Here is a 26,942-nt window from a genome sequence, read left to right as displayed (position 1 = left end):
AGTGCGTCCCCGAACACACAGACCTCTCCCCGGCCCGCGGTGCCTGGCCGCAGCGCAGGGACTACCGTGCCGGAGAAGACCGCAGCCAGAGAGGAACCCCCGCGTGCCCGCGACGCCGCTCGACCGGGACGACCTGCGGACCCGCGTGAGCGCGGCACTCCGCGCCCAGCTCCACCGCCAGCGCGGCCGGCTCGCGCTCGTCGGCCCCGAACTCGGACCGGTCGCCGACGCTCTCGCCGACTTCCTGGAAGGCGGCAAGCGGCTGCGCCCCGCGTTCGCGTACTGGGGTTACCGCGCGGCCGGTGGCGCGGGCTCGGAGGCGCTGATCCGGGCCATCGGCGCGCTCGAGCTGGTGCAGGCGTGCGCGCTCATCCACGACGACGTGATGGACGGCTCGGACACCCGGCGCGGAAAGCCCGCGGTGCATCGGCGGTTCGCCGCGATGCACGCGGACGAAGGCTGGGGCGGCAGCGCGGACGGGTTCGGAACCGCGGCCGCGATCCTGCTCGGCGACACCTGCCTGATCTGGGCCGACGAGATGCTCGACCGGTCCGGGATGCCGAGCGACGCGCTGGAGCGGGCCCGCCCGGTCTGGGACGAGATGCGCACCGAGATCATGGCCGGCCAGTACCTCGACGTGCTGGCGCAGGCCGAGGGCGGCCACTCGGTGGACCGAGCGCTCCGGGTCGTGCGGTACAAGGCCGCGAAGTACACGGTCGAGCGTCCGCTGCATCTGGGCGCCGCACTGGCCGGTGCCGGCCCCGACCTGGGGGAAACGCTGAGTCGCTACGGGCTCCCGCTGGGCGAGGCGTTCCAGCTGCGGGACGACGTCCTCGGCGTGTTCGGCGACCCGGCGGAGACCGGCAAGCCGGCCGGCGACGACCTGCGGGAAGGCAAGCGGACGCTGCTGCTCGCGTACGCCGCCGAGCGCGCGACCCCGGAGCAGACTGCGCTGCTCGACCGCTACCTCGGCGACCCTTCGCTGGGCGCCGACGGGGTGGAGGCGCTGCGCGAGGTGCTGGTGGAGACCGGCGCGCTGGCGCGCACCGAGGAGCGGATCAGTTCGCTGACCCACCGTGCTCTCGACGCGTTGAGCAACGCCGCGTTGGACGCCGAGGCAGCGGACGCGTTGGCCGAGCTAGCCGGCGCCGCCACCACCCGCCGGGCGTAGTCCCCTGCTGTGCCCTGAGCAGTGTGCATTTCGGCGACCTATAGGTGGCCGGAACGCACAATGCTCGTCCGGCCTCCGTCCGGCGTGGGCCTCGATCCGGCGACGGTCCGGCGTGTCGGCGCAGATTGCAACCGTGACGGTGCGCAATGAGCCCAGGTCGCGGCGGTGAGGTCGCGCTCGAACTCACACGGGGGCAGGACGGTGGCCGGTTACGGCGAGGCAGCAGTGGCATCCCGAGCGATCACGCGGCGGGGGGTGCTCGCCGGCGGCGCGGCGCTCGTGGGCACGCTCGCGGTCGGCGCGTCCGGCCTGGGGACGGCTGCGGCCGCCGCACCGCGGGTCGGCGTCGTCAGCCACCCCGCCGTGCGGGCCGGCTACCGGTTCTTGAACGCGGCGATGGACGTGCACTACCCCGCGTACGGCATGCTCCGGCTCCCCCAGTCCTACGCCGACCAGGTCGGACTGCACGGCACGGCCTACACCTACGACGCTGCCCTCGCCGCGCTCGCCTACCTGGCCGAGGGCTCGGCCGCCTCGGTGGAGCGCGCCCGGGTCATCGGCGAGTCGCTCCGGTTCGCGCAGGACCACGACCCCGGCTATCGGGACGGTCGGCTGCGCCAGTCGTACACGGTCGGCCCGTACGAGCGGAACGGCGTCGTGCAGCCCAACGGTTTCGTCCAGCCGGACGGTCTGGTGAACGCCGGCAACGTCTTCGACCACAGCGCCAGCTACACCGGTGACCAGGCGTGGGCGGGTCTGGCCCTGGTCGCGCTGGCTCGCCGGGGCCTGAATCCGGCGTTCCTCACGGCCGCGACCCGGCTGGGCAACTGGGTGGCCACCACCTGCGGCACCAACCAGGCGCTCGGTGGCTACCGCGCCGGTGTCAGCCGGGCCGGCACGCCGTTGATCCGCACCGATACGGCCCACAACGCGGTGCTCGCCGCGTTCTTCGGCCAACTCGCGACGTTGACCGGCGAGGAGATCTGGCTGGAGCGCCGCACCAAGGCCGCCGCGTTCGTCCATCGGATGTGGCAGGAGGACGGCGGGTTCTACGCGTGTGGCTCGGACGACGGCATCGTCGTCGCGCGCTTCCCGGTGACCACCGCGGCCCAGACCACCACGGTCCTCGCGCTGCACCGCAGCCCGCGCCCGGCCGAGGACGCCGCCCTCGACTACGTCGTCAACGAGCTGACCGTCACCGACACCGCGGAGCGGATCCACAGCTCGCTTCCGGTCGGCGTCACGGTCAGCGGCGTGACGTTCTCCGACCGGAGTCGCCTGGTCGATCCGAACGTGCGGATCGAGCCGGGGCTTCGGTTCCCGGACCCGGACGCGGTCTGGCTGGAGGGCACGGCGCAGCTGGCGTCCGCGCTGCTCACGCGCGGACGCGTCGGCGATCTGGAGGCCGCGCACGCCCGGCTGAACACGCTGGCCGAGGTGCAGAGCCGGCTGGGGAGGCGGGAGACCGCCGGGTCGAAGCCGCTGCCGAACGGCGAGGGGATCATCGCGGCTACCAGCCCGCTGCACAGCGGGGTCGGTGACAGCGGGTACTACCCCTACCGGCACGTGGGGACGACAGCCTGGTACCTGCTCGCGGCGACCGGCACCAACCCGTGCACGCTCGGTGGCGCGGCGGCGTGGCAGCGGGTCTGACCCTGTGGACGACGCTCCCGGCCCCACGCCCGATTTGAGTAGGATGGCCACGGGGGTGGGCCCGCAATGACGGCGCACCCCGACGGCTCGAAATGCCGTGGCGCCCCAACTGCCCTACCGTTCGTGACGTGCGCACGAACTCTGTGAAACAGGTATCGGGCCCCACCGATCACGTCGTCGTCGTCGGAGCCGGTCTCGCCGGTTTGTCGTGCGCGCTGCGCCTGCTCGGAGCGGGCCGCCAGGTCACGATCGTCGAGCGGGAACCCGTCCCGGGCGGGCGGGCCGGACGGCTGAGCGTCGACGGGTACCAGTTCGACACCGGTCCGACCGTGCTCACGATGCCGGACCTCATCGCGGACGCGTTCGGCGCCGTCGGCGAGCGGATGGACGACTGGCTGACGATGGACCCGGTCAGCCCGCTGTACCGAGCGTTCTACCCGGACGGCTCGACGTTGGACGTCCACCCCGACACCGAGCGCATGGCCGCCGAGATCTCCGCGGTCTGCGGGCCCCGCGAGGCGGCCGGGTACCGGATGTTCGTCGACTTCGTCTCCGCGCTCTACCGCGCCGAGATGGACGACTTCATCGACCGGAACCTCGACTCACCGCTCGACCTGGTCGGGCCCGGCGTCGCTCGCCTACTCGCTCTCGGTGGCTTCCGGCGGCTCGCGCCCAAGGTCGGCCAGTACCTCAAGGACCCCCGCACCCAGCGCGTTTTCAGCTTCCAGGCGATGTACGCCGGAGTCTCCCCGTTCCAGGCGCTCGCGATCTACGCGGTGATCGCCTACATGGATTCGGTCGCCGGCGTCTTCTTCCCGCGCGGCGGCATCCACGCGGTGCCGACCGCACTGGCCGGAGCCGCCGAGAAGCACGGCGCGCGGATTCACTACGGCACCACCGTGACGAACGTCGAGATCAAGAACGGCCGCGCGATCGGCGTCCGCACCAGCCACGGCGAGCGCATCCCGGCGGACGCCGTCGTCCTGAACCCCGATCTCCCGGTCGCCTACCGCGACCTGCTGCCGCCGTCGGTCGCCCCGCGCCGGCTCCGCTCGCTGCGCTACTCCCCCTCGTGCTTCCTGATGCACGTCGGCTCGTCCGCCGCGTACACCAAGACCGCGCACCACAACATCCACTTCGGACGCGCCTGGAAGAGGACGTTCACCGAGCTGATCGACCGTCAGGAACTGATGAGCGACCCGTCGCTCCTGGTGTGCAATCCGACGCTCTCCGACCCGTCGCTGGCTCCGTCCGGCCGGCAGACGTACTACGTGCTCGCGCCGACGCCTCATGCCGGTGCCCCGATCGACTGGTCGGTGGTCGGCCCGCGGTACCGGGACGAGATCGTCGCGGTGCTGGAGCAGCGCGGGTACGTCGGGTTCGGCGACGGCATCGAGGTGGAGCGAGTGGTCACGCCCGCCGACTGGCAGGCGTCCGGGCTGGCCATGGGCGCTCCGTTCGCGGCCGCCCACACGTTCGGCCAGACCGGTCCGTTCCGGCCGTCGAACCTGGCCCCGGGGCTGGAGAACGTGGTGTTCACCGGGTCGGGCACGCAGCCAGGCGTCGGGGTGCCGATGGTGCTGATCTCCGGGAAGCTCGCCGCCGAACGGATCACCGGCCGGAACTGACCCGGTGAATACGCGTGCGAGCATGGTGGCCGTGTCTTCGCCGTCCGCCACCACGACCGACGTTTCCCCGGCGCACGACCCGCTCACCCGGGCTCGGTGGCTCGGGTTCGGCGGGTCGGTGCTGATCGCGGTCGGTGGTCTCGGCGCCGGCGTGCTGCCGCGTCCCGATCCGCTGTCCGACGCTCCGGTGCTGCGCATCCTGCGGCACGGCGCCGGTCCCGGCGTCTGCATCGCGCTGGCCATGGTCGGGATCGGATTGCTGGTGTTCGCGTGGTGGCGGACGCGGACCGCGCGCGAGGTGTCCTGGGTCACTCGAACGGCCGCGCTGTGGGCCGTTCCGCTGGCGCTGGCCCCGCCGATGTTCAGCCGGGACCTCTACATCTACGCCACGCAGGGGTTGGTGCTGGGCCAGGGGTTCGACCCGTACGACGTCGGTCCGTCCGCGATCACCGACGGGCCCGGTGTCGACTGGCTGACGTCGATCTCGCCGACGTGGGCGGACACGCCGGCGCCGTACGGACCGCTGTTCCTGTTCTTCAGCAGCCGGATCGCCGAGGCCGCGGACGGAAACCTCATCGTCGCGGTCCTCGCGCTGCGCGCTCTGGCAGTGCTCGGCGTCGTCGCGCTCGCATTGCTCGTCCCCCGGCTGGCCACCGCGTACGGCGTCCCGGCCGCCGGCGCGCAGTGGCTGGTGATTGCCAACCCGTTGCTGCTCACCCAGCTGGTCTCCGCCGGCCACAACGAGGCCCTGATGCTGCCGCTGCTCGCCGCCACCCTGCTCGTCGCGGTCCGAGCCGTCGGCCCGACCTCCCGCGTGCTGGCCGTCGGGGCAGGTGCCGGCGCGCTCGCCGGGCTGGCCGCCGCTGTCAAGCTCTCCGCGGTCGTCGCGCTGCCGTTCGTCGTCGTCCTGGTCGCCGCGGGTCTGCCTGCCGCGACCGAGTGGCGCCGCTGGCTGCGGCTGGTGCAGGTCGGGGCCGTCGCGGTCGGGGCGGCGCTGCTGACGTTGGCCGCTTCGTGCCTGGTCGCGGGCGTCGGCCCGGGATTCGTCCACGCGCTGTCGGTGACCGGCGGGATCAGCGTCCAGTGGACGTCGATCCCGACGGCGTGGGGCCTGGCGGCCGGGTGGTTCACCGACCGCGACGACGCGATGCTGGAGGCCGCGCGCCTGGTCGGGACCGCGGTCGCCGTGGTAATTCTCGTCGTGCTCTGGTGGCGCGTCCGGAAACCCGCACCGACGCCGGACGCGCGGCCGTACGGACAGCGGGTGCTGGCGGCCTGCGCGGCGGCTCTGGTGCTGGTCGGCGTGCTCGGTGAGGCGTTCCACCCGTGGTACCTGCTCTGGGCGGCGGTGCCGCTGGCCGCCGTCGGCAACCGATGGACGACCGCGTACGCCGTGGCCTCCGGCGCGCTGTGCTTCCTGATCCTGCCGGACGGTTACAACCTGGCCCGCGCCACGGTGGTGCCGGGCACGATCCTTGTCCTCGTCGCGACCGCATCGGCGATCGTCTACGGCGTCCGCCGGTCCCGGAAGGAACTCCTGACATGAGCGCTCGCGAACTGGACGCCGCCGGCATCACCGACCCGGCCCTGCGCGCTTCCTACACGGCCTGCCGCGCGCTCCTGGCCGAGCACGGAAAGACGTACCACCTCGCGACGCTCCTGCTACCGCCGGCGAAGCGACCGCACGTCCAGGCGCTCTACGGCTTCGCCCGCTACGCCGACGAGATCGTCGACGACCTCGCGTCCACCCAATCCGACGAGGAGAAGGCGGCGGAGCTCGACGACTTCGCTGCCCAGGTCCTGGCCGATCTGAAGGCCGGCGATTCCGACCACCCGATCACCCGCGCGCTGGTCGACACGGTTCGGCGGTGGGACATCGACGTCCGCTACGTCGAGGCGTTCCTGGCGTCGATGCGGATGGACCTGACCGTTACCGAGTACGCCACCTACGACGACCTGATGACGTACGTCTACGGCTCGGCGGCGGTGATCGGCCTGCAGATGGTGCCGATCCTGGAGCACCCCGGCGTGCCGCGGGCGGTGGTCGAGCCGTACGCGCACGACCTGGGGGTGGCGTTCCAGCTGGCGAACTTCATCCGGGACGTCGGCGAGGACCTCCGGCGCGGCCGGATCTACCTGCCGATCGAGGACTTGGCTCTGTTCGGCGTCGACCGGGAGCACCTCGCGCGCGGCGTGGTGGACGGACCGATCCGCCGACTGCTGGCGTTCGAGGTGGCCCGCTGCCGGGAGATCTACCGGGCCGCGTGGCCGGGATTCCGGCTGCTCCACCCGGCGAGCCAAGAATGCATGAAAACCGCGTTCCGGCTCTACGGCGGCATCCTCGACGCCGTCGAGCGGGCCGACTACCGGGTGCTCGACCGCCGGGTCGCAGTCAGCGACGTCCGCCGGGCCGCGGTCGCGGTTCCCGCACTCGTCCGCGCGGTCCGGGCCCGCCGCTGATCCGGCTGCGGCCGAGCCGGACCCAGGTGGACACCGCGAACAGCACCAGCGCGAACCCGAACAGCAGGTCCTCGACCGGCGCGTAGACGATCCGGCCGTCGCCGAAGAACTGCGGGCCGCCGTCGCCGAGGATCGCGTCCGGGTCGTACCGCACGATCCGACGCCCGGTCAGGAACCCGTTCGTCAGCAGCTGGAAGAACACGACGATCGCGTAGGCCACCCACCACACCCGCCGGGTGACCAGCCGGGTCCGCCACCCGAACAGGTCGACGACGAGCGCGACGACGACCCCGAGGACCGCGGCTTGGGTGTAGGTCACTGTTCGTCCTCGTCGCCGGCCGACCAGCCGGTCACCGTCCGTACCGCCTCGAACGCGAGGATCGCCGCGATCGGCACGACGACGAAGAACAGCAGCTCCTCCAGCGGTAGCGACCCGAACCGGATGCCGGTCATCTGCTCGGGGTCGAACGTCCAGTGCCCGGCGGCGATCGCCGCCAGGTCCCAGAGGACGAAGATCACCACGGTCGGTGCGAGCACCAGCAGCAGCCGCTGCCACCGGCGGTACACGCGGACCCGCAACACCACCTCGAGCCAGCCGGAGCCGACGACGCAGAACGCGAGTACCGCCAGGTAGCTCAGGTGCCGCACGGAGTCAGAAACCCAGCGCCTGCGCGCGGCGCTTGACCTCGGTCGGCCGCTCCCGCAGCGCGGCGGCCGCCGTCCCCTCGGGCAACGTCGGGTCGGCGGTGTAGAGCCAGCGCAGGGCAGCCTCCGCCGAGTAGCCGGCGTCGTGCAGCACGGTGAGCACCCCGCCCAGGTGCCGAGCCAGGTTGGACTTCTGACCGGCTGCTGACCGCAGGTCCGGCACCAGGTCGGCCGGGAGCTTCCAGACGCCGTCCCGGCGCACCGCCAGCAGCGCGTTGCTCTTCACCATCTGGTGCACCCTGGTCACCCGGACGTCGAGGCGCTCGGCGGCCTCGGGGACGGTGAGCCAGGTCTCCGGCCCGACGATCTCCGGCTCGGCAGCATCCGCCGGGTGCTGCGCTGTTGAGTAATTACGCGATTCCACGGACCTACGATCCCACGACATCTCAGTTCGGTGACGGTTGCGGCCTGCCCGCGAACCTTTTGTCGCCCAAATGCGTGTGCCCGGCATGAAGCTCCACGGCCATATCATGACCAAAAGCCGTGTTCCGGCAGGGGAACCGGGGATCTGGTCACCGGCATGGCAGGTCGGCTGTCTCGTTGTCAGTCTCTCCGTACACTGATGCCCGTGGACAGGACGCTGGCCGACCCCCTCGTGGGTACCGTGCTCGAAGGCCGCTACCGAATTCGGGGGCGGATCGCGCGCGGCGGCATGGCGACCGTGTACGACGCCGTCGACGAGCGCCTGGAACGAACCGTCGCCGTCAAGATCATGCATCCGGGCTATGCGGCCGACCCGTCGTTCGTGCACCGTTTCATCCAGGAGGCGCGATCCGCGGCGGCGCTGAGCCACCCGCACGTCGTCGCCGTCTACGACCAGGGTGTGCACGAAGGCCTGGCGTTCCTGGTGATGGAGCAGGTGCAGGGCCGGACGCTGCGCGAGGTGCTGGTCGCGCGGGGACGCCTTCCCGCCGCCGATGCGCTCGCGATCATCGACCCGGTGCTCGACGCGCTCGCCGCGGCGCACCGGCACGGCATGGTCCACCGCGACGTGAAGCCGGAGAACGTCCTGATCGGCGCGGACGGCCGCGCGGTCAAGGTCGCTGACTTCGGGCTGGCTCGCGCGGTGGCGTCGGTGGGCCCGACGTCCACCCGCGGTGTGGTGATGGGCACGGTCGCCTACGTCTCACCCGAGCAGATCACCTACGGCCAGGCCAGCACGCGCAGTGACGTGTACTCGGCCGGCATCATGCTCTTCGAGATGCTCACCGGGTCGGTGCCGTACGGCGGCGACTCGTCGGTGAACATCGCGTTCCAGCACGTCCACGCGGACGTGCCGCCGCCGTCGTCCCGGGCGACGCTGGTCCCGCCCGCGCTGGACGAGCTCACGATGCGCGCGACCCGCCGGGATCCGAACGCCCGCCCGGCCGACGCCGGGGCGTTCCTCGACGAGTTGCGCGCGGTGCGCGACGAGATCGAGGGCCGCGGCACCCGCAGCGTGTCGGGGACGGGGATCCTCTCCGGTCTCAACCCGCAGAGCGGTCCGCCGACCAACACCGTCACCGCGTCCGCAGCGGTGCCGGTCCCGTCGACGCCCGGCCAGCACACCCAGGTCGTTCCCCGGGCCGGTGAGCACCGCGGGACGGCGACGATCCCCGGTGGCGCCATGCCGCCGAGCGGTAGTCACCGGGCGGGCGGATACGCGCCCGCGCTGCCCGGTCCGCTGGGACGCCTGAACCGGCAGCAACGCAAGCTCGCGATGATCGCCGTCGCGGTCGTGCTCGCGCTCGTCGCGGCCAGCACTGGCTGGTACCTCGGCGTCGGCCGGTACACCGAGACGCCCGATTTCAGCCAGCTGAACCAAGAGGACGCGAAGACACGGGCCCGGACCGCCGGGCTGGACATCCGGTTCGTCTCGGACTTCCACAAGACGGAGCTGATCGGCCGGGTCTTCGACCAGTCGCCGCCGCCCCAGGGCCGGATCCGCAAGGGCGGCACCGTCACGGTGACGATCTCCAAGGGTCCCGACGTCGTCCTGATCCCGACGACGCTCAAGGGGAAGAGCAAGGGTGAGGTCACCGCGGCGCTGAGGAAGGCCGGATTCCAGGTCGAAGAGGACTTCGACTTCAGCGACAAGATCGGATCGAACAAGCTGATCACGACCTCGCCGCCGCTCGGCAGCAAGGTCGAGCGCGGCTCGAAGGTGAAGATCATCCTCAGCCGCGGCAAGGGTGTCACGCTGCCGAACCTCGAGGGCAAGTCCCGCGAGGAGGCCGAACAGACGCTGAACGACCTCAATCTGCAGATCGACATCCAGATCGACGAGTCGAACACCGACCCGGACCAGGCCGGAAAGGTACTCGAGCAGAGTCCCAAGGCCGGCCAGGTCAGTTCCGACACCAAGGTCACGCTGAAGGTCGCCCAGGGCCAGTCGCAGGTGGAGATCCCGGACGTGACCGGTCAGGAGTTCGACGACGCCAGAGACCAGCTCCGCGAGGCCGGGCTGAAAGTGTCTCGCCGTGGCGGCCGGGACGACGACGACGCGACGGTGATCTTCCAGTTCCCGCCGGCCGGCAGCGTCGTGGCGGCGGGCACCGAGGTCAACGTCATCACCGGCTGACCGCGTCGCCGACCGGGTAAGCTGGCCGATCGTGTCGTCGCAGTCGGGAAACCCGGTCGTGCCCCTCATCGGGGCGCACGTCTTCGCATCCGGAGGGCTCGCCAAGCGCGGGATTCCCTACGCGGAGCGGATCGGCGCGACCGCTGTGCAGGTGTTCGTCTCGAACCCGCGCGGGTGGGCGCTGTCGGCGGGCGTCCCGGCGCAGGACGAACTGTTCGCGGCCTGGTCGGCCGAGCGCGAGGTCCCGGTGTACGTGCACGCCACGCTTCTGGTGAACCTGGGCTCGAACGCCGAGACAACGGTCGAGAAGTCCGTCGCGTCACTGCGCCACACGGTGGCCAGGGGCCGGGCGATCGGCGCCCGCGGTGTGGTGTTCCACGCCGGGTCGTCGCTGGGGATCGAGCGCCGCAGCGAGGCGTACGGGCAGCTCCGTGAGCACCTGCTGCCGCTGCTCGACGAGCTGACCCCGGACGACCCGGACCTGCTGGTCGAGCCGACCGCCGGTGGCGGGTTCGCGCTCGCGTCCCGGGTCGAGGATCTGGCCGAGTACTACGCGGCGGTGGACGACCACCCGCGGCTGCGAGTCTGCCTGGACACCTGTCACGCCCATGCGGCCGGACACGACCTGTCCGAGCCCGGCGGGCTGACGAAGACGCTGGACGCACTCGTCGACACGGTGGGGCACGGCCGGCTCGCGCTGGTGCACGCCAACGACTCCCGCGACCCGGTCGGCTCGCTGCGCGACCGGCACACGGCGCTGGGCGCGGGCACGATCGGCGCCGACGCGTTCGCCGCGCTGTTCACGCACCCCGCCGCGGTGGGCGTCCCGATCATCGTCGAGACGCCGTCCGAGGACGACGGCGCCGGTCACGTGGCCGACATCGCGCTCCTGCACCGCCTCGCCGCGAACGCGGCGCGCTGACGCACACCCGACAGCGCGCCGCGCTGCGCATCGGTTAGGCTTCGCGTCATGCAGCAGCGCTTCTTTTGGTATGGCTACCGCCCGGGCTTCCCCCGGCGGCTAGTCGCGCTGCACTAGAGCGCACGCCGCAGGATCCTTCCGACAGCCCCGGGCCCCAGGCCCGGGGCTCGTCGTTTTAGAGGAGAAACTCGCATGGTCATCGTGATGAGCCCGGACGCCCCGGACACCGCCGTCCGCACCGTCGTGACGACGGTCGAGGAGGCAGGCGGCAGCGCTTTCGTCTCGCGCGGCGTCACCCGCACGATCGTCGGCGTGGTCGCCGGTGAACCGGTCCTGGCCGCCCTGGAGGTGGAGGGACTGCCCGGCGTCGCCGAGGTGGTCCGGATCACCTCGCCGTACAAACTCGTGAGCCACGAGAACCACCTACGAACGTCCACCGTCCACGTCCGCGGCGTCCCGATCGGGCCGGACAGCGTCACGCTGATCGCCGGCCCCTGCGCGGTCGAGACCCCCGAGCAGACGCTCGCGGCGGCGGAGATGGCACGTAAGGCCGGCGCAGCACTCCTCCGCGGCGGTGCCTACAAGCCCCGGACGTCGCCGTACGCGTTCCAGGGTCTGGGGGTCGACGGTCTGAAGATCCTGGCCGACGTGCGGACCGAAACCGGTCTGCCGGTGGTGACCGAGGTCGTCGATCCGGCAGACGTCGAGGTGGTCGCCGAGTACGCCGACATGCTCCAGATCGGTACCCGCAACATGCAGAACTTCGCGTTGCTGCAGGCGGTGGGCGCGGTGGGGAAGCCCGTGCTGCTCAAGCGGGGACTCACCGCCACGTACGAGGAGTGGCTGATGGCCGCCGAGTACATCGCCCAGCGCGGCAACCTCGACATCGTGCTCTGCGAGCGCGGGGTGCGGTCGTTCGAGTCAGCGATCCGCAACATGCTGGACGTCTCGGCCGTGCCGATGGTGCACCAGCTCTCCCACCTGCCGATCCTGATCGACCCGTCGCACGCGGCCGGCCGCCGTGAACTCGTGGTCCCGCTGTCCCGGGCCGCGATCGGCGTCGGCGCCGACGGGCTGCTGATCGACGTCCACCCGCATCCGGAGACCGCCAAGTGCGACGGGCCGCAGGCCCTGCACGGCGCGGACCTGGACGAGCTGGAGACCGCCGTCCGCACGCTCCCGCCCGCGCTCGGCAAGACGCTGACCGCCGCTCCCGCGCGCTGACCAGACCCGGGCCGGCGGGGGATTCGATTCGGGGCTCCGCCGACCGGGCGGAGCCCCGACGTTTGCGCAGGCCAATCCGGGCATTAAGGCCCGAACGCACCACACCTCCGGAGCGAATTCCGACAACCACTTGCATCCCGAGCAAGGATAGGTAAGCCTTACTGAGCCAAGGCTAACCAGGCCGTGAATTCGACCCTCGGGGGTGAGCTCGTGTACGTCTGCATCTGCGCGCGAGTTCGCGAGGCCGAGATCAGGTCGGTCATCCACGCGGGCGCTCAGGACGAGTTCGACGTCGGCGAGGCGTGCGGGGCGGGCACTGGTTGCGGATCCTGCGTCGAGCGGATTTGTGGACTACTTCGGGACAGTGAGGCGCCTCTGGCTCGAGCGTCCTGACCTGCGGTTCAGTACCTACCGGTTGCAGACAGGAAGTCGTCTGCGACCGGCGAGTCGTGTTCTACAACAGGAAAACCCACTGCAGCGGCGTTAGGCTGAGTCCTCCACATCCGAACGGAGGATCTCCGGCATGCAAGGCGACGCGAGGACCATCGAGTTCCTCAATGAGCAGCTCACCGCCGAGCTGACCGCGATCAACCAGTACTTCCTGCACGCGAAGATGCAGGAGAACTGGGGCTACACCACACTCGCGGCGCACACCCGGCACGAGTCCATCGACGAGATGCGCCACGCCGAGGTGCTCACCGACCGGATCCTGTTCCTCGAGGGACTGCCGAACTACCAGAAGCTGTTGGCGCTGCGCATCGGCGAGACCGTGCCGGAGATGTTCCGGTGCGACATGCTGATCGAGCAGGAAGCGGTCACCCGGCTCCGTGAGGGCATCACCCACATGCGGTCGGTCGGCGACGTCACCTCGGCCAAGATCTTCGAGGACATCCTCAAGGACGAGGAGCACCACATCGACTACCTCGAGACCCAGCTCGACCTGATCGAGAAGCTCGGGGAGCCGCTGTACCTGTCCCGGCTGGCCAAGCACCCCGAGGCCTGACCGACGACGCTCACCCGTTCGAGGCCCGTGCCGACACCACCGTCGGCGCGGGCCTCAGCGCATTAACTGCGCGTATCGACCCAATCACTGTGAGACCATGTTTTCACTCGTTGGTCGGACTCGGGGGTGGGCGATGGCTCGGGCGCGTGCCTTCGCGCGAGGTGGCGTCGCGCTGGTCGTCCTGCTCGGAGCGCTGCTCGTGGGGGCACCCGCCGCGGCGACACGTCCTCCGGCGATCGTGGGGATGGGCGACAGCTTCGTCTCCGGGGAAGGCGCCGGCGACTACCTGCCCGCCACGAACCGTCGCGGTAACTTCTGCCACCGCTCCCGGGCGGCGGCGGTCCAGCGCGTCACGCTGCCGGGCGTCCGGAACCCGGCCCGGGTGAACCTGGCCTGCGCCGGCGCCACCACCGACCACGTCCGGCTCGGCGGCCACCACCGGTACGGCGAGGCACCGCAGGCCGAGCAGTTGCGGACGGTGGCGCGCCGGTACGACGTCCGGCTGATCGTGCTGACGATCGGCGTGAACGACGTCGGCTACGCCAACCTGGCCTACGACTGCATCCTGGCCTACCTGCGGCTCGCGCCGCGCTGCCAGGACGCGTGGACGCCGCGGATTCGCCAGCGGCTGGACGCGGCGGTCCCGCGGATCGCTCGAGACGTCCGCGACGTGCAGGCCGTGATGCGGGACGCCGGCTACCGGTCCGGCGACTACACGCTGGTGCTGCAGTCGTACGCGTCCCCGGTGACCGGCGACGTCCGGTACGGCACCGCGAGCCGCGGGTTGTTCGGCTGCCCGGTCCGGGACGACGACGGCAACTGGGCGAAGAACTGGGTCGCGAGCCAGTTCTCCGCCGCGTTCGCCCGGGTGGCCGCCGCCGAGGACGTCCGGTTCCTCGACCTGGCGCCGGCGCTCCGCGGGCGCGAGGCCTGCGCGCGCGGGATCGGCCGCTTGCAGGAGTGGTCCCGGGGCATCTCGGTCGACCTGGCCGCAGTCCGGCACGGGCTGGGCATGAACGTGATCCAGCAGTCGGCGCACCCGAACGCCCGCGGGCAGTCCCAGTTCGCCCACTGCCTCAGCGCGTTCGTCGCCCGGGACGTCGACGCCGCCAAGTGCGCTCGCCAGGCCGACGGAAACCTGGCCCCGGTCACCACTCCCCTGGTTGCCTGAGACGCGTTCCTGAGCGGTCAGGCGCGATGTGACACCCGGTGGCGCCGGCGTCCTCCGGCTGCTTCGCGTCCGCGCCGTTGCTCCAGCACCGAGCGCGCGTCCGCCCGGAGGCCCTCGACGCCGTGCCACCGCGTCATCCCGGCGGTCCCCGCACCGTGGAACCGCTCCGCGACGAACCGGACGTCCGGCCCGGCGGCGGGCCCGCCGCGGTCGGCGGTCATCCCGTCCAGGGCGCGGACGACGGTGTCCGCGAGCAGGGCGGCGACCGGATCCCCGTCGGTCCACACCACGTACGCGTGCCGGAACGCCGGTTCGGCGGTTCGCGCACCGGCGATGAGGCCCACGTACCGGGCGACCCGCACCGGCTCCCCGTCCGCGACCAGCGACCCGATCTCGGCGACGGTGGCCGGGCCGAGCCGGTCGTCGTCACCGTCGCGGACGATCGCCGGAAGACCGTCGACCAGGTCTTGCCACCGGTCGTGATCCGCGGCGAGCCGGGCGACCAGCCGGGCCAGGTCCTCGCCGGTCGGCGAGCTCCAGAACGCGACCTCCCGCCGGGAGCGCGAATCGGTGAACCGTTCCTCCATCGCCGCGACGAACTCGTCCCGCGGCGGGCGGCCGGACTCCGTCTCCGGGGGCCAGGGCGGCGCCTCCATCCGCGTTCGCCGGACGAAGAGCATCGGGCGATTCCGCGCCGCCGGGCAGCGCGGGAGCCAGAACACGTCGGCGTAGACCGCCAGCCGGTCGGGCCCGGAGGCGAGCTGCGTCCGCCACCGCGCGACCCGTTTCCGCGCCTGCTCCTGGGCGGCACGCCGACGCTGGAAACCCGCTACCCCGTCGCGCACCGCGTGGCGTCCGTCCGCGGACCCGGAGGTCGGGCGCAGGAACAGGCTGCTCGTCACCGGATCCGCGATCGGATCGCGGGGCCATCGGGTCAGCAGGGCCAGCACGCTCTCCAGGCGACCCACCCGGTCCCCGAGCTCGTCCCGCTCGCGCTGCGCCTCCTCGACGGCCCGCAGACGGGTGCGGAGGTCGCGGAGATCGGCGGCGGCCCGGTCGTGCCGCTCGATCGAGCCCGCCAGGCCGTCGGTGGACGACTCCTCCACCTCGACGAGGTCCCGGATCGTCCACAGCAGCGCGAGGACGAGGAGGCCGAGAGCGATCGCCACGACGACCGGGAAGAAGCCTCCCAGGAGCCAGCCGGCGAACAGCAGGGTCAGCGTCGCGCCACCGGCCCAGACAACGATCAGCGAATGGTCACTTACCACCCGGCGTAAGGTTCGCATGACACATCGTTGCTTCGCACCACCGCACGAGGAAAGGGACCGTTCGGCGGGTGTGCCCTCAGCCGCGCAGTACGGACGACAGCACCACGATCGCCCGGTCGAGGTCCTCGTCGTCCAGGTCGAGGTGGGTCATCGCGCGCACCGTCTGCGGCCCGAAGACTCCCACCCGCACGCCCTGCTCGGCGGCCGCCCGCACGACCGCGCCCGGGTCCGACACGGTGAGCAGCACGAGGTTCGTCTGCACGGTCGACGGGTCGACCACGTCGAACTCGGCCAGCGCGGCGGCCAGACGGGACGCCCGGGCGTGGTCGTCCGCCAACCGCTCGACGTGGTGCGCGAGCGCGTACCGGCCGGCCGCGGCGAGCACACCCGCCTGCCGCATGCCACCGCCGAGCTGCTGACGCCGCAGCCGGGCCCGCTCGATCCGCTCGGCGGTCGAGATCATCAGGGATCCCACCGGCGCCCCGAGCCCCTTCGACAAGCACACCGAGAGCGTGTCGAAGAGCGCGCCGTACTCGCGGTACGTCACCCCGGACGCCACCGACGCGTTCCAGATCCGCGCTCCGTCGCAGTGCAGCGCGGGCACGCCCGCACGCAGACGCACCAGGTCGTCGTAGGGCAGCACGGACCCGCCGCCGCGGTTGTGGGTGTTCTCGACCGCGGCCGCGGTGGTCGGCAGCGCGTGGTACCCCGGACGCCGCACCTGGGCGAGCCAGGCGTCGACGTCCAGGGCACCGGCCGGCGATCCGACGACGGTCCGGGTGCTGATCCCGCCGACCGCCGCCGCCGCTCCGGCCTCGTACGTGACGATGTGCGCGTCCGCGTCGCAGAGCAGCTCGTTCCCGGGCTGCAGCAGCGTGGTGAGCGCGAGCTGGTTGGCCATCGTCCCGGACGGCACGAACAGCGCCGCCTCGTGCCCGAACAGCTCCGCGACCTCGGCCTCCAGCGCGGCGACCGTCGGGTCCTCGCCGTAGACGTCGTCGCCCACCTCGGCCTCGGCGATCGCCTTCCGCATCCCGTCCGTGGGGCGGGTCACGGTGTCCGAACGCAGGTCGACCGGCTTCACCGGCGCCGTACTCCCACCACGAGTCACCCGCGCAGCATCTCCGCGATGAGGAAGGCCAGCTCCAGCGACTGCTGGCTGTTCAGCCGGGGGTCGCACGCGGTCTCGTACCGATCGGCCAGGTCGGCGTCGAGGATGTCCTGGGCCCCGCCGAGGCACTCGGTGACGTCCTCGCCGGTCAGCTCCACGTGGACGCCGCCCGGGTGGGTACCGAGCGCGCGGTGCACCTCGAAGAAGCCCAGCACCTCGTCGACGATGCGGTCGAAGTGCCGCGTCTTGTAGCCGGTGGACGCCTCGTGCGTGTTGCCGTGCATCGGGTCGCACTCCCACACGACCAGGTGCCCGGTCGCGCGGAGCTTCTCCACGACCGGCGGCAGCGCGTCCCGCACCTTGTGGTTGCCCATCCGGGAGATCAGCGTCAGCCGGCCCGGGACGCGGTCCGGGTCGAGCCGCTCGGCCAGCTCGACGACGAATTCCGGCGTCGTCGTCGGGCCGAGCTTGACCCCGATCGGGTTGGCGATCCGGGAAACGAAGTCCAGGTGGGCGCCGTCGAGCTGCCGGGTGCGCTCACCGATCCAGATCATGTGCGCGGACAGGTCGTAGGCGAGGCCGCGCTCGTCCCGGCGGGTCAGCGGGCGCTCGTAGTCCAGGATCAGCGCCTCGTGCGAGGCGTAGAGGTCGGTGGCGCGCAGCGCGACGTCGTCGACGCCGCAGGCACGCATGAACTTCAGCGCACGGTCGATCTCGGCCGCGATCGCCTCGTAGCGCTCCCCTGCCGGGGAGTTCTTGACGAACTCCTTGTTCCAGTCGTGCACCGCGTTCAGGTCGGCCATGCCGCCCCGGCGGCTGAACGCCCGCATCATGTTCATCGCGGCGGCAGCGTTCGCGTACGCGCGGATCATCCGCTCCGGATCCGGGATCCGCAGCTGGGGGTCGGGCGTGAACGCGTTGACCATGTCGCCGCGGTACGACGGCAGGCCGAGCGCGTCGATGTCCGACGAGCGCGGCTTCGCGTACTGCCCGGCGACCCGGCCGATCTTGACGACCGGCATCGACGCGCCGTAGGTCAGCACGACCGCCATCTGCAGCAGCACCCGGGTGAGCGCCCGCAGGTGAGGCTCGGTGTTGTCGTCGAACGTCTCGGCGCAGTCGCCGCCGCGGAGCACGAACGCCCGGCCGTGCGCGACCTCGGCAAGCCGGTCACGCAGAGCGTCGACCTCATAGGGCGCGACGATCGGCGGAACGGTCGAGAGAGTGCGGCCGACCTCGGCAAGCTTGTCGGGATTCGGCCAGGTCGGTTGCTGTGCGGCGGGCAGAGAGCGCCAGATATCCAGGTCGTCGACGACGGTATCCATCACGCCCCCAGCGTAGTTGGCCGCAGACGCTGGTCGCGGTCCGCACCCGCTCCGTGGGACCGGGGTGATCGGTACCACGTCGCAGAGGTTGTTTCGAGAGGTATGCACAGATGCTTGACGCACTGCCCGAGTCGGTCGATCTCGGTACGTCCGCACTACCGACCGGCCGCCGGGACACCGACCTGCGCGTCGCGATCACCGCCCGCCGGCCGATCCGCCGGATGGTGCGCGTCGCCCGCGTCGTCCTCGCGCTGGTCTCGGCCGCCGGGTTCGCCGGCTGGGCAGCGACGAACGAGCAGTGGACCATCTACGTCGCGTTCGGCGCGCTGGCCCTGATCGCGCTCGGCGGGCTGACGTCGTGGCCGCTGGCGTCGTACGGCGGGTGGCGCACGCGGTCGGAGGTCGCCCGGGTGGTCGGCGACTGGTTACAGGCGGTGACGCTGGCGGCCGGGTGCCTCGGGCTCCTGCTCGGGTTCGTGCGCACCGACGTCGACACGCTCGTGGTGGTCGGCGGTATCGGTGGCGTGGCGTGCCTCACGCTCGGCTGGCTGATGCCGGCCACGGCCTGGCTGCTCATCGCCGCGCGGGCGGAGAAGCGCGAGCGTCCGCTGCTGGAGCGCTACCAGCGCCTGGCCCAACGCGACGAGATCCGCGCGCAGGTGGCGCGGACTCCGGAGCGGTTCCCGGCGCTGCCCGCCCCGGTGGTGCTCCGTCCCGAGGTCGGCGAGCCGGTGACGCTGGTTCAGCTCGACGACTCGATGGACCCGGAGGACTTCGACTCGCCCCAGGAATACGCGGACTGGACCGCCGAGCCGGAGCTGACCGTGTACGCGGACAGCCGTCAGATCACGCTGACCGACGATCTCGACCGGGTGCGGCGGTTGCCGGTGGGCGGCCGGGCGCTCTCGACGCCGGATCCGGACGGTCCGGGCGGCCCGGTGGCCTCGGTGGTGGTGATCGTCGCCGCCGGCCTCGAGGCCGGGCCGACGGAGCCCTCGTTCGACGCGGATACCGAAGCGGCGCTGCGGCGGCTGCGGGGCGACGTGGACCGGGTCGCGCTGCTGGACGCCACCGGGCGGCGGGTCGCCGACCTGCCGGAGCTGCCGTGGTCGCTGCGGGAGCTGGCGCGGTTCGCGGGGGCGGCCGGGGTGCCGTGCCTGGCGTACCGGGTCGACGAGGACGTCCTCGACCGCGCGGACGGCCGGACGCCGACCGGCGTCAACCACGACCTGCTGTCCGCGCACCACCCCGCGGCACCCGACGTAGTAGACCTCCGGCCCTGACCCCGAATCCCGCCGCACCCCGCTGTCCCGCGCCGGGGCGGACGGCGCGGACCGAATTCCCGAAAGACCATCTCTCCAGCGCCCGCGTGAGGTGGCCTTCCCGAAAATCGGCCGGGCGCGCGAAACGCGTGGGGCTCGTGTGGTGGAGTCCGCGGGGCAACTCGACCCGGTCTGCCAGGATCGTGGCGTGAAGATCATCCTCACGCTGCTGGTCACCGCAGTGGCGCTGCTGGCGTCGACGTACGTCGTCGACGGCATCGACGTCACCGAGACCTCCTGGACAGCCAAGGTCGGCACGCTGCTCGTCGTCGCGATGCTCTTCGGGGTGGTCAACGCGATCGTGAAGCCGCTGGTGAAAGCGATCGGCTGCGGCATCTACGTGCTGACGCTCGGGTTGTTCGGCCTGGTGGTGAACGCGCTGCTGTTCCTGCTCGTCGGCTGGTTCGCCGAGCAGTTCGACCTCGGGTTCGAGGTGGACGGGTTCTGGGCCGGCTTCTGGGGCGCGATCGTGGTCTGGGTCGTGAGCTTCGTCCTCAACCTGGCCCTGGACCTCGCCAAGGACGACAAGTAACGCTGCGCGTCAGCGTCGTCCTGGGCGGGCCGCTCAGCCGAAGAAGACTTCTGCCTCGGCGTAGCGGCTCAGGGGCACCGTCTTGAGCTCCCGAGTCGCGTCCTCGATCGGGACGCGGACGATGTCGGTGCCGCGCAGCGCCACCATCTTTCCCCAGTCCCGCTCGTGCGCCGCCTCGATCGCGTGCAGACCGAACCGGGTGGCCAGCACCCGGTCGAACGGCGTCGGCGACCCACCGCGCTGCACGTGCCCGAGCACCACGGCCCGCGACTCCTTACCGGTCCGCTCCTCGATCCGGTTGGCCAGCCATTGGCCGATCCCGCCGAGCCGCACGTGCCCGAACGCGTCGAGCTCCCCGCTCTGCAGTACCTCGGCGCCCTCCTGCGGCAGCGCGCCCTCGGCCACCACCAGGATCGGCGCGTACTGCGTGGAGAATCGGCTCTCCACGTGCTTGATCACATCGTCCAGGTCGAACGGCAGCTCCGGCACGAGGATGACGTTCGCCCCGCCGGCGAGCCCCGCGTGCAGCGCGATCCACCCCGCGTGCCGCCCCATGACCTCGACCACCAGCGCGCGGTGGTGGGACTCCGCGGTGGTGTGCAGCCGGTCGATCGCGTCGACCGCGACGGTGACCGCGGTGTCGAAGCCGAACGTGTAGTCGGTCGCTCCGAGGTCGTTGTCGATCGTCTTCGGCACCCCGACGACCGGAATGCCTTCATCGGTCAGCTTCTTGGCCACCCCGAGCGTGTCCTCGCCACCGATCGCGATCAGCGCCTCGACTCCCCGCCGCGCCAGCGTCTGCCGGATCCGCTCGACGCCGTCCTCGACCTTGTACGGGTTGGTCCGCGACGACCCGAGGATCGTTCCGCCGCGAGGCAGGATCCCGCGGACCTGATCGATGCCCAGCGGCCGAGCGTCACCCTCCACCGGGCCACGCCAGCCGTCCCGGAACCCGGAGAACTCGTGACCGTAGGCCCCGACACCCTTCCGGACGATCGCCCGGATGACGGCGTTGAGACCCGGGCAGTCACCACCGCCGGTGAGCACGCCGATGTGCATGGTGCGGTCCTTTCGTAGCGCGGGGACGGCGAAGGGACCGCGTCCACTATGCCTTCGACGCGGTAGCCGCCTCGATGCACACCGTAGTCGTCAGGCGGATCCGATGCGGACACCTTCCGCGCCCGACAGCCGCGCCTTCTCCATCGCTTGCCAGCGCGCCAGGTTGTGCCGGGCGTCAGCCAGCGCGTCGTGCTGGTCCGCGCCGGCCGGGGGGAGTTCGGGTCGCCCCAGGTCGTCCCAGCGCTGCCGGAGGTCCTTGGAGAACCGCGGGATCGGTCGCGGCAGCGCGGGCATCGCTCCCCACAGCTGGCAGAGCGCCACGTGGTCGTAGGCCGCGTACCAGGCCCAGAGCTCGATCGAACCCCGGTTGGTCACCCCGGCGGTGAGGAAGTCCAGCAGCTCGACGCGGATCTGGTCGCGGGATTTCCACGCCTTGTCGGCGGGGCCAGGCAACTTGTCGAGAACGTTCTTGCGGACCCAGGGAATCGCGCGGCTGTCGTCGAACTCGGTCGAGATCGCGTAGAACTCGTTGCCGTCTTCGTCGACCGCCCCGATGGAGACGAGGTCGATGGTGCGCCCATCTTCGATGAACTCGGTGTCGTAGAAGATGCGACGGAGCGGTGCCATTCCCCCATTCTGCCGCTACCCCTCCTCGGGCGGGGAATCGAGGAGCCGGTATACGGCGCAAACGGGCCTCAAAAGCCTCATCCTTCCCCCGAAACTGCAACCGTCGCGCACGGTAGATCTCGCTCCGGTCGGGTATGCGGGCATCACACGCAGGTGGTGCCGGTTTCCGGCTGGAGGACGGGGGTGCTCATGCCGCCGCGCTGTACCGACAACGACCGGGTCGTCACCGCCGCGGACGTCGGGACGTCGACCCCAGCCGTCGATACCAGCTTCGACGATTGGCAGCACGTGCTCGACGTCGACCTCACCGCACCGTTTCTCTGCGCGCAGCGGGCCGCCCGCCGGATGCGCGCGCCCGGCCGGGGCGGGCGCATCGTCAACATCACCAGCGTGCACGAGCACGCTCCGCGGGTGGGCTCGGCCGCCTACTGCGCGGCGAAGGGGGCCTCGGCTTGCTGGCGCGTCCGGAGACGGAGTTCGTCACCTGCGCGTCCTGGGTGATCGACGGCGGGATGCTGCTGATGGGCCCGCAGGGCGGTTCGGCACTGTCGGACGACGGCTGGCGGCACGCCGCGGACTAGGCGCGGTGCAGTGTCCCAAAAATCAGTTTATGCATTGTCTCGCTCACTTAAACGGTGCTTCACCGGCACACCATGGCGCACTATGGATAACCGTGAGGCCCGCTTCAACGTCACTCAGCCGCATGAAAACAGCAGCGAAGGGGTAGAGACGGCCTGCTGTCCGGGGCCGGATCTTCTGCCCCTTCCAAACCGGTCACCGCAGGTCACTTGAGTGACCACAGGACGAAACTCACAAGAAACCATTGTCCGACAGCGTGGTTGTTCTCACCCGTCACACTGAGCTGGCCATCCACAACAGCTCGGTCCTGACCGGAAGGGGTCGCCGATGAGAGCCGACACCCGTGCCTGGTTCTCCCGCCGGACCTCCACCGCTGGTGATTGGCCCGTCGAGGCTCTTGCCGACCGCAAGGGCTCGACGACCGTCGCCGTGGTGCTGCCGGCGCTCAACGAGGAAGAAACCGTCGGCACGATCGTCCAACGCATCGTGAACCTGGCCGACCAGAGCCGCCTCATCGACGACATCGTGGTCGTCGACTCGGGATCGACTGATCGAACCGCCGAGCGGGCGGCCGCCGCGGGGGCGCGCGTCGTCCACCGCGACGAGATCGTCCCCGAGTTCCCCAGCCGTCCCGGCAAGGGTGAGGTGCTCTGGCGTTCGCTCGCCGCGACGACCGCGGACATCGTGGTCTACGTCGACGCGGATCTCACTGATTTCCGTCCGCACTACGTCACCGGCCTGCTCGGCCCGATCCTCAGTGATCCGAGCGTCCAGCTGGTGAAGGCGTTCTACGACCGGCCGCTGGCCGGCGTCTCACCGGTCGGCGGCGGCCGGGTCACCGAGCTGACCGCCCGTCCGCTGCTCAATGCGTTCCTGCCGGAGCTGGCCGGTGTCGTCCAGCCGCTGGCCGGGGAGTACGCCGGACGGCGTTCCCTGCTCGAGCGCCTGTCGTTCGCCCCCGGGTACGGGGTGGAGACCGGCATCCTCATCGACACGGTGCTCGCCCACGGCATCGACGCCGTGGCCCAGGTCGATCTGGGCGAGCGTGGGCACGGCCACCAGGACACCGCCGCACTCGGGCGGATGGCGGCCACGATCATCCAGACGCTGACCGCGCGCATCGGCCCCAGCCGGCCGGAGGGTCACGACCTGGTCCAGTTCAGCCGGGTGGAGGGCGAAGTCGTGCCGGTGACCTGGGACATTCCATGGGAGGAGCGACCGCCGATGATCTCGCTCCCCTCGTACCAGGCCGCGCGCAATGCGTCCTCGACGATGAGCTGACGCGCTCGCCGCTCCCGCAACGTCCGATGGCCGCCCCGTAGCGGGGCGGCCATCGCCACGTGGTTGGGTTGCGCGGGATCAGCCGACCGCGGCGGCCTTACGGGCTCGCTTCGGACGCTGGGCGACCGTCCGCTCGGCCTTCGCGCGCAGCGCCGCCGCACCCGCGCCCTCGCCACGCAGCAGTGGTTCGAGGAACCGACCCGTGTGGCTCGCCTCGACCTCCACGACCTGCTCGGGCGTGCCCTCGGCGACCACCGTTCCGCCCTTGTTGCCGCCCTCCGGCCCCATGTCGATGATCCAGTCGGCGGTCTTGATCACGTCGAGGTTGTGCTCGATGACGATCACCGTATTGCCCTGCTCGACCAGGCGGTCGAGCACACCGAGCAGCTTGCGGATGTCCTCGAAGTGCAGACCGGTGGTCGGCTCGTCGAGCACGTACACCGTCTTTCCGGTGGACCGCTTCTGCAGCTCGGTGGCGAGCTTCACCCGCTGCGCCTCGCCGCCGGAGAGCGTCGGCGCGGGCTGCCCCAGACGCACGTACCCGAGCCCGACGTCGACCAGCGTCGCCAGGTACCGCCGGATCGCCGGGATCGCGGCGAAGAACTCCGCGGCCTCCTCGATCGGCATCTCCAGCACTTCGGCGATCGTCTTGCCCTTGTAGTGGACCTCCAAGGTCTCCCGGTTGTACCGGGCGCCCTTGCAGACCTCGCACGGCACGTAGACGTCCGGCAGGAAGTTCATCTCGATCTTGATCGTGCCGTCACCGGTGCACGCCTCGCAGCGTCCGCCCTTGACGTTGAACGAGAAGCGCCCCGGCCCGTAACCCCGGACCTTCGCCTCGGTCGTCTCCGCGAACAGCTTCCGAATCCGGTCGAAGACGCCGGTGTACGTCGCCGGGTTCGAGCGCGGCGTCCGGCCGATCGGCGACTGGTCGACACCGACGACCTTGTCGACCAGGTCCAGCCCGGTGATCCGCTGGTGGCGCCCCGGCACCATGCGCGCGCCGTTGAGCGTGTTCGCCAGCACCGTGTAGAGGATGTCGTTGACCAGCGTCGACTTACCCGATCCGGAGACCCCGGTCACCGCGGTGAGCGTGCCCAGCGGGAACGCCACGTCCAGACCGCGCAGGTTGTGCTCGCGGGCCCCCTTCACCACCAGGCGACGCTTCGGGTCGGCCGGACGGCGCACGGGCGGTACCGGGATGCTCTGCCGCCCGGACAGGTAGGCACCGGTGAGGGACTTCTCGCTGGCGAGCAGCTCGGACACGGTGCCGGAGACGACGACGTTGCCGCCGTGCTCACCGGCGCCCGGACCGATGTCCACCACCCAGTCGGCGGCCGCGATCGTGTCCTCGTCGTGCTCGACGACGATCAGCGTGTTCCCCAGCTCGCGCAGCCGGATCAGCGTCTCGATCAACCGGCGGTTGTCCCGCTGGTGCAGCCCGATCGACGGCTCGTCCAGCACGTACAAGACGCCGACCAGGCCCGATCCGATCTGGGTGGCCAGCCGGATCCGCTGCGCCTCGCCGCCGGAGAGCGTCCCGGCCGGCCGCTCCAGCGAGAGGTAGTCGAGCCCGACGTCGAGCAGGAAGCGCAGCCGCTCGTTGATCTCCTTGAGCACCTGACCGGCGATCATCCGCTGCCGGGCGTCGAGCTGCAGGTCGGCGAGGAACGCCGCGCACTCGTCGATCGCCAGCGCGGAGACCTCGGCGATGTTCCGGCCGGACAGCCGGACCGCCAGCACCTCGGGCTTGAGCCGGGTACCGCGGCAGACCGGGCACGGCACGTCGCGCATGTAGCCCTCGTACCGCTCCCGGCTCCAGTCGGAGTCGGTCTCGGCGTGCCGCCGCTCGAGGAACGGCATCACGCCCTCGAAGCTCGCGTAGTAGGACCGCTTGCGGCCGTACCGGTTCGTGTACTGCACGTGCACCTGGGTGTCGTGCCCGTACAGGATCGCCTTCTTCGCCTTCGTGGAAAGCTTCTCCCAGGGGGTGTCCAGGTCGAAGCCGAGCGCGTCACCGAGGCCGGAGAGCAGGCGGAGGAAGTACTCCAGGTTGTGGCCGGTCGACCACGGCTGGATCGCGCCATCGCCGAGCGTCCGCTCGGGGTCGGGGATGATCAGCTCCGGGTCGACCTCCTTGCGGGTGCCGATGCCGGTGCACTCCGGGCAGGCTCCGTACGGCGCGTTGAACGAGAACGTCCGCGGCTCGAGGTCTTCGATCGCCAGCGGGTGGTCGTTCGGGCAGGCGAAGTTCTCGGAGAACTTCCGCTCCCGCCCCGGGTCGTCCTCGGGCAGGTCGACGAAGTCGAGCACCACGATGCCGCCGGCCAGACCGAGGGCGGTCTCCACCGAGTCGGTCAGCCGCCGCTGCGCGCTCTCCTTCACCGCCAGCCGGTCGACCACGACCTCGATCGTGTGCTTCTCCTGCTTCTTCAGCTTGGTGTTGCCCTCGGTGAACTCGGTCAGCGGCTGGACCACGCCGTCGACCCGGACCCGGGCGTAGCCCTTGGCCTGGAGCTCCGCGAAGAGGTCGAGGTACTCCCCCTTGCGGCCGCGGATCACCGGCGCGAGGACCTGGAACCGCGAGCCCTCGGGCATCGCGAGCACCCGATCGACGATCTGCTGCGGCGTCTGCTTGCTGATCTGCTCGTCGCAGACCGGGCAGTGCGGCACCCCGGCGCGCGCGAACAGCAGCCGCAGGTAGTCGTAGACCTCGGTGATCGTGCCGACGGTCGACCGCGGGTTCCGGTTGGTGGACTTCTGGTCGATCGAGACCGCGGGCGACAGCCCTTCGATGAAGTCGACGTCGGGCTTGTCCATCTGCCCCAGGAACTGCCGTGCGTAGGCCGACAGCGACTCCACGTAACGACGCTGGCCCTCGGCGAAGATCGTGTCGAACGCGAGGCTCGACTTGCCCGACCCCGACAGCCCGGTGAAGACGATCAGCGCGTCCCGGGGAAGGTCGAGGTTGACGTCCCGCAGGTTGTGCTCGCGTGCTCCACGCACGAGGAGCCGGTCGGCCACGGTGGTTCTCTTCCATTCGTCGGCGATAGTGCCTGAGCTGGGCGGACGCTCGTCCACGAGCGCCAGCCCCGGGCGTCGTCACGGCATTCCGTGGACCGGCACTCACCGGCCCGGGACACCCCAGACGAAGCCGGCACCCAATCTAACTGCGGGGTCCGACAGTTTCTGCCCGGGCTCGACCGCATGTTCGAGAGACCGCACGCTCACCGTGACCGGTATCACGTGCCCGCCCGAGGCGAGACTACCGGCGCGGCGACCAACCCGACTCCGCAATGTCACGGAGGCCCGGACGCGTAGCGCCCCGCAACACGGATGCA

Annotated in this window: 23 protein-coding genes and 1 pseudogene; 15 read left to right on the top strand and 9 right to left on the bottom strand. The window is 71.1% G+C overall.

Features of this window, described 5'->3' with window-relative positions:
- Positions 1-103: 103 nt before the first annotated feature.
- From ABEB28_RS06715 to ABEB28_RS06695, 5 genes are all read left to right on the top strand, one after another.
- Positions 104-1,171 carry a polyprenyl synthetase family protein gene (locus tag ABEB28_RS06715; protein WP_345727099.1) on the top strand — a complete coding sequence of 356 codons (1,068 nt, stop codon included), beginning with the start codon at positions 104-106 and terminating at the stop codon, positions 1,169-1,171.
- Between the two features lie 225 nt (positions 1,172-1,396).
- Complete coding sequence (locus ABEB28_RS06710; protein ID WP_345727098.1) at positions 1,397-2,824, top strand: Tat pathway signal sequence domain protein; 1,428 nt, start codon at positions 1,397-1,399, stop codon at positions 2,822-2,824.
- A gap of 92 nt (positions 2,825-2,916) precedes the next feature.
- Positions 2,917-4,452, top strand: a complete 1,536-nt coding sequence (gene crtI / locus ABEB28_RS06705) for a phytoene desaturase family protein (protein WP_376981276.1) — start codon at positions 2,917-2,919, stop codon at positions 4,450-4,452.
- Positions 4,453-4,483: 31 nt separating this feature from the next.
- Positions 4,484-5,998 carry a polyprenol phosphomannose-dependent alpha 1,6 mannosyltransferase MptB gene (gene mptB, locus ABEB28_RS06700; protein WP_345727097.1) on the top strand — a complete coding sequence of 505 codons (1,515 nt, stop codon included), beginning with the start codon at positions 4,484-4,486 and terminating at the stop codon, positions 5,996-5,998.
- The gene (locus ABEB28_RS06695) at positions 5,995-6,912 is read left to right on the top strand and encodes a phytoene/squalene synthase family protein (RefSeq protein WP_345727096.1); all 918 of its coding nucleotides are present in this window, start codon (positions 5,995-5,997) and stop codon (positions 6,910-6,912) included. Before mptB ends, ABEB28_RS06695 begins: the two co-directional genes overlap by 4 nt.
- On the opposite strand, the gene ABEB28_RS06690 is transcribed toward ABEB28_RS06695, so the two are convergent.
- From ABEB28_RS06690 to ABEB28_RS06680, 3 genes are read right to left on the bottom strand one after another with little or no spacing between them, the layout of a single operon-like run.
- Positions 6,845-7,231: a lycopene cyclase domain-containing protein gene (locus ABEB28_RS06690; protein WP_345727095.1), complete on the bottom strand. Its 387-nt coding sequence runs from the start codon at positions 7,229-7,231 to the stop codon at positions 6,845-6,847. The two genes, ABEB28_RS06695 and ABEB28_RS06690, sit on opposite strands and share 68 nt — an antisense overlap.
- Positions 7,228-7,560, bottom strand: a complete 333-nt coding sequence (locus tag ABEB28_RS06685; protein ID WP_345727094.1) for a lycopene cyclase domain-containing protein — start codon at positions 7,558-7,560, stop codon at positions 7,228-7,230. Before ABEB28_RS06685 ends, ABEB28_RS06690 begins: the two co-directional genes overlap by 4 nt.
- A 4-nt stretch (positions 7,561-7,564) precedes the next feature.
- Positions 7,565-7,981 (bottom strand): Rv2175c family DNA-binding protein, encoded by a 417-nt coding sequence (locus ABEB28_RS06680; RefSeq protein WP_376981278.1) that lies wholly within the window; start codon positions 7,979-7,981, stop codon positions 7,565-7,567.
- Positions 7,982-8,185: 204 nt separating this feature from the next.
- Between ABEB28_RS06680 and pknB the strand changes: the two genes are divergently transcribed.
- From pknB to ABEB28_RS06650, 6 genes are all read left to right on the top strand, one after another.
- Entirely contained in the window at positions 8,186-10,177 is a 1,992-nt protein-coding gene (pknB, locus tag ABEB28_RS06675) for a Stk1 family PASTA domain-containing Ser/Thr kinase (protein ID WP_345727093.1), read from the top strand.
- Positions 10,178-10,205: 28 nt separating this feature from the next.
- Positions 10,206-11,099: a deoxyribonuclease IV gene (locus ABEB28_RS06670; RefSeq protein WP_345727178.1), complete on the top strand. Its 894-nt coding sequence runs from the start codon at positions 10,206-10,208 to the stop codon at positions 11,097-11,099.
- A gap of 192 nt (positions 11,100-11,291) precedes the next feature.
- Positions 11,292-12,323: a 3-deoxy-7-phosphoheptulonate synthase gene (aroF, locus tag ABEB28_RS06665; protein ID WP_345727092.1), complete on the top strand. Its 1,032-nt coding sequence runs from the start codon at positions 11,292-11,294 to the stop codon at positions 12,321-12,323.
- Between the two features lie 183 nt (positions 12,324-12,506).
- Positions 12,507-12,716, top strand: coding sequence for a (2Fe-2S)-binding protein (locus ABEB28_RS06660; protein WP_345727091.1), 210 nt, complete (start codon positions 12,507-12,509; stop codon positions 12,714-12,716).
- A 130-nt stretch (positions 12,717-12,846) separates the two neighbouring features.
- A complete protein-coding gene (bfr, locus tag ABEB28_RS06655; protein WP_345727090.1) occupies positions 12,847-13,326 on the top strand; it encodes a bacterioferritin in 480 nt (159 codons plus the stop codon).
- Between the two features lie 133 nt (positions 13,327-13,459).
- Positions 13,460-14,497: a GDSL-type esterase/lipase family protein gene (locus ABEB28_RS06650; protein WP_345727089.1), complete on the top strand. Its 1,038-nt coding sequence runs from the start codon at positions 13,460-13,462 to the stop codon at positions 14,495-14,497.
- A 17-nt stretch (positions 14,498-14,514) separates the two neighbouring features.
- Here ABEB28_RS06650 and ABEB28_RS06645 read toward each other — a convergent pair whose 3' ends face one another.
- From ABEB28_RS06645 to ABEB28_RS06635, 3 genes are all read right to left on the bottom strand, one after another.
- A complete protein-coding gene (locus ABEB28_RS06645) occupies positions 14,515-15,783 on the bottom strand; it encodes a hypothetical protein (protein ID WP_345727088.1) in 1,269 nt (422 codons plus the stop codon).
- Between the two features lie 58 nt (positions 15,784-15,841).
- Complete coding sequence (locus tag ABEB28_RS06640; RefSeq protein ID WP_345727177.1) at positions 15,842-16,798, bottom strand: threonine aldolase family protein; 957 nt, start codon at positions 16,796-16,798, stop codon at positions 15,842-15,844.
- A 74-nt stretch (positions 16,799-16,872) separates the two neighbouring features.
- Positions 16,873-18,201, bottom strand: coding sequence for a class II 3-deoxy-7-phosphoheptulonate synthase (locus tag ABEB28_RS06635; protein ID WP_345727176.1), 1,329 nt, complete (start codon positions 18,199-18,201; stop codon positions 16,873-16,875).
- A 110-nt stretch (positions 18,202-18,311) separates the two neighbouring features.
- Between ABEB28_RS06635 and ABEB28_RS06630 the strand changes: the two genes are divergently transcribed.
- A complete protein-coding gene (locus ABEB28_RS06630) occupies positions 18,312-19,484 on the top strand; it encodes a hypothetical protein (RefSeq protein ID WP_345727087.1) in 1,173 nt (390 codons plus the stop codon).
- Between the two features lie 187 nt (positions 19,485-19,671).
- A complete protein-coding gene (locus ABEB28_RS06625) occupies positions 19,672-20,055 on the top strand; it encodes a phage holin family protein (RefSeq protein WP_345727086.1) in 384 nt (127 codons plus the stop codon).
- Between the two features lie 33 nt (positions 20,056-20,088).
- Here ABEB28_RS06625 and ABEB28_RS06620 read toward each other — a convergent pair whose 3' ends face one another.
- Together ABEB28_RS06620 and ABEB28_RS06615 are read right to left on the bottom strand one after the other, a co-directional pair.
- A complete protein-coding gene (locus ABEB28_RS06620) occupies positions 20,089-21,114 on the bottom strand; it encodes a 6-phosphofructokinase (RefSeq protein WP_345727085.1) in 1,026 nt (341 codons plus the stop codon).
- A gap of 90 nt (positions 21,115-21,204) precedes the next feature.
- Positions 21,205-21,741 (bottom strand): polyadenylate-specific 3'-exoribonuclease AS, encoded by a 537-nt coding sequence (locus ABEB28_RS06615; protein ID WP_345727084.1) that lies wholly within the window; start codon positions 21,739-21,741, stop codon positions 21,205-21,207.
- A gap of 213 nt (positions 21,742-21,954) precedes the next feature.
- Here ABEB28_RS06615 and ABEB28_RS06610 point away from each other — a divergent pair.
- Together ABEB28_RS06610 and ABEB28_RS06605 are read left to right on the top strand one after the other, a co-directional pair.
- Positions 21,955-22,322, top strand: a pseudogene (locus ABEB28_RS06610) (SDR family NAD(P)-dependent oxidoreductase); the annotation flags it as partial.
- A 325-nt stretch (positions 22,323-22,647) separates the two neighbouring features.
- Positions 22,648-23,601, top strand: coding sequence for a glucosyl-3-phosphoglycerate synthase (locus ABEB28_RS06605; RefSeq protein WP_345727083.1), 954 nt, complete (start codon positions 22,648-22,650; stop codon positions 23,599-23,601).
- A gap of 78 nt (positions 23,602-23,679) precedes the next feature.
- Here ABEB28_RS06605 and uvrA read toward each other — a convergent pair whose 3' ends face one another.
- Positions 23,680-26,625 carry an excinuclease ABC subunit UvrA gene (gene uvrA / locus ABEB28_RS06600; protein ID WP_345727082.1) on the bottom strand — a complete coding sequence of 982 codons (2,946 nt, stop codon included), beginning with the start codon at positions 26,623-26,625 and terminating at the stop codon, positions 23,680-23,682.
- Positions 26,626-26,942 lie beyond the last annotated feature (317 nt).

This window comes from Cryptosporangium minutisporangium (genome assembly GCF_039536245.1).
In the GTDB taxonomy this organism is placed as follows: domain Bacteria; phylum Actinomycetota; class Actinomycetes; order Mycobacteriales; family Cryptosporangiaceae; genus Cryptosporangium; species Cryptosporangium minutisporangium.
This window is presented reverse-complemented; position numbering and strand designations above follow the sequence as displayed.

What these genes read in the sequence shown, in the direction of transcription:
- crtI (WP_376981276.1), top strand. Translation starts at nt 2,917, where the DNA reads ATGCCGTGGCGCCCCAACTGCCCTACCGTTCGTGACGTGCGCACGAAC.
- ABEB28_RS06695 (WP_345727096.1), top strand. Translation starts at nt 5,995, where the DNA reads ATGAGCGCTCGCGAACTGGACGCCGCCGGCATCACCGACCCGGCCCTG.
- aroF (WP_345727092.1), top strand. Translation starts at nt 11,292, where the DNA reads ATGGTCATCGTGATGAGCCCGGACGCCCCGGACACCGCCGTCCGCACC.
- bfr (WP_345727090.1), top strand. Translation starts at nt 12,847, where the DNA reads ATGCAAGGCGACGCGAGGACCATCGAGTTCCTCAATGAGCAGCTCACC.
- ABEB28_RS06650 (WP_345727089.1), top strand. Translation starts at nt 13,460, where the DNA reads ATGGCTCGGGCGCGTGCCTTCGCGCGAGGTGGCGTCGCGCTGGTCGTC.
- ABEB28_RS06645 (WP_345727088.1), bottom strand. Translation starts at nt 15,783, where the DNA reads ATGCGAACCTTACGCCGGGTGGTAAGTGACCATTCGCTGATCGTTGTC.
- ABEB28_RS06640 (WP_345727177.1), bottom strand. Translation starts at nt 16,798, where the DNA reads ATGCGGAAGGCGATCGCCGAGGCCGAGGTGGGCGACGACGTCTACGGC.
- ABEB28_RS06635 (WP_345727176.1), bottom strand. Translation starts at nt 18,201, where the DNA reads ATGGATACCGTCGTCGACGACCTGGATATCTGGCGCTCTCTGCCCGCC.
- ABEB28_RS06630 (WP_345727087.1), top strand. Translation starts at nt 18,312, where the DNA reads ATGCTTGACGCACTGCCCGAGTCGGTCGATCTCGGTACGTCCGCACTA.
- ABEB28_RS06620 (WP_345727085.1), bottom strand. Translation starts at nt 21,114, where the DNA reads ATGCACATCGGCGTGCTCACCGGCGGTGGTGACTGCCCGGGTCTCAAC.
- ABEB28_RS06615 (WP_345727084.1), bottom strand. Translation starts at nt 21,741, where the DNA reads ATGGCACCGCTCCGTCGCATCTTCTACGACACCGAGTTCATCGAAGAT.
- ABEB28_RS06605 (WP_345727083.1), top strand. Translation starts at nt 22,648, where the DNA reads ATGAGAGCCGACACCCGTGCCTGGTTCTCCCGCCGGACCTCCACCGCT.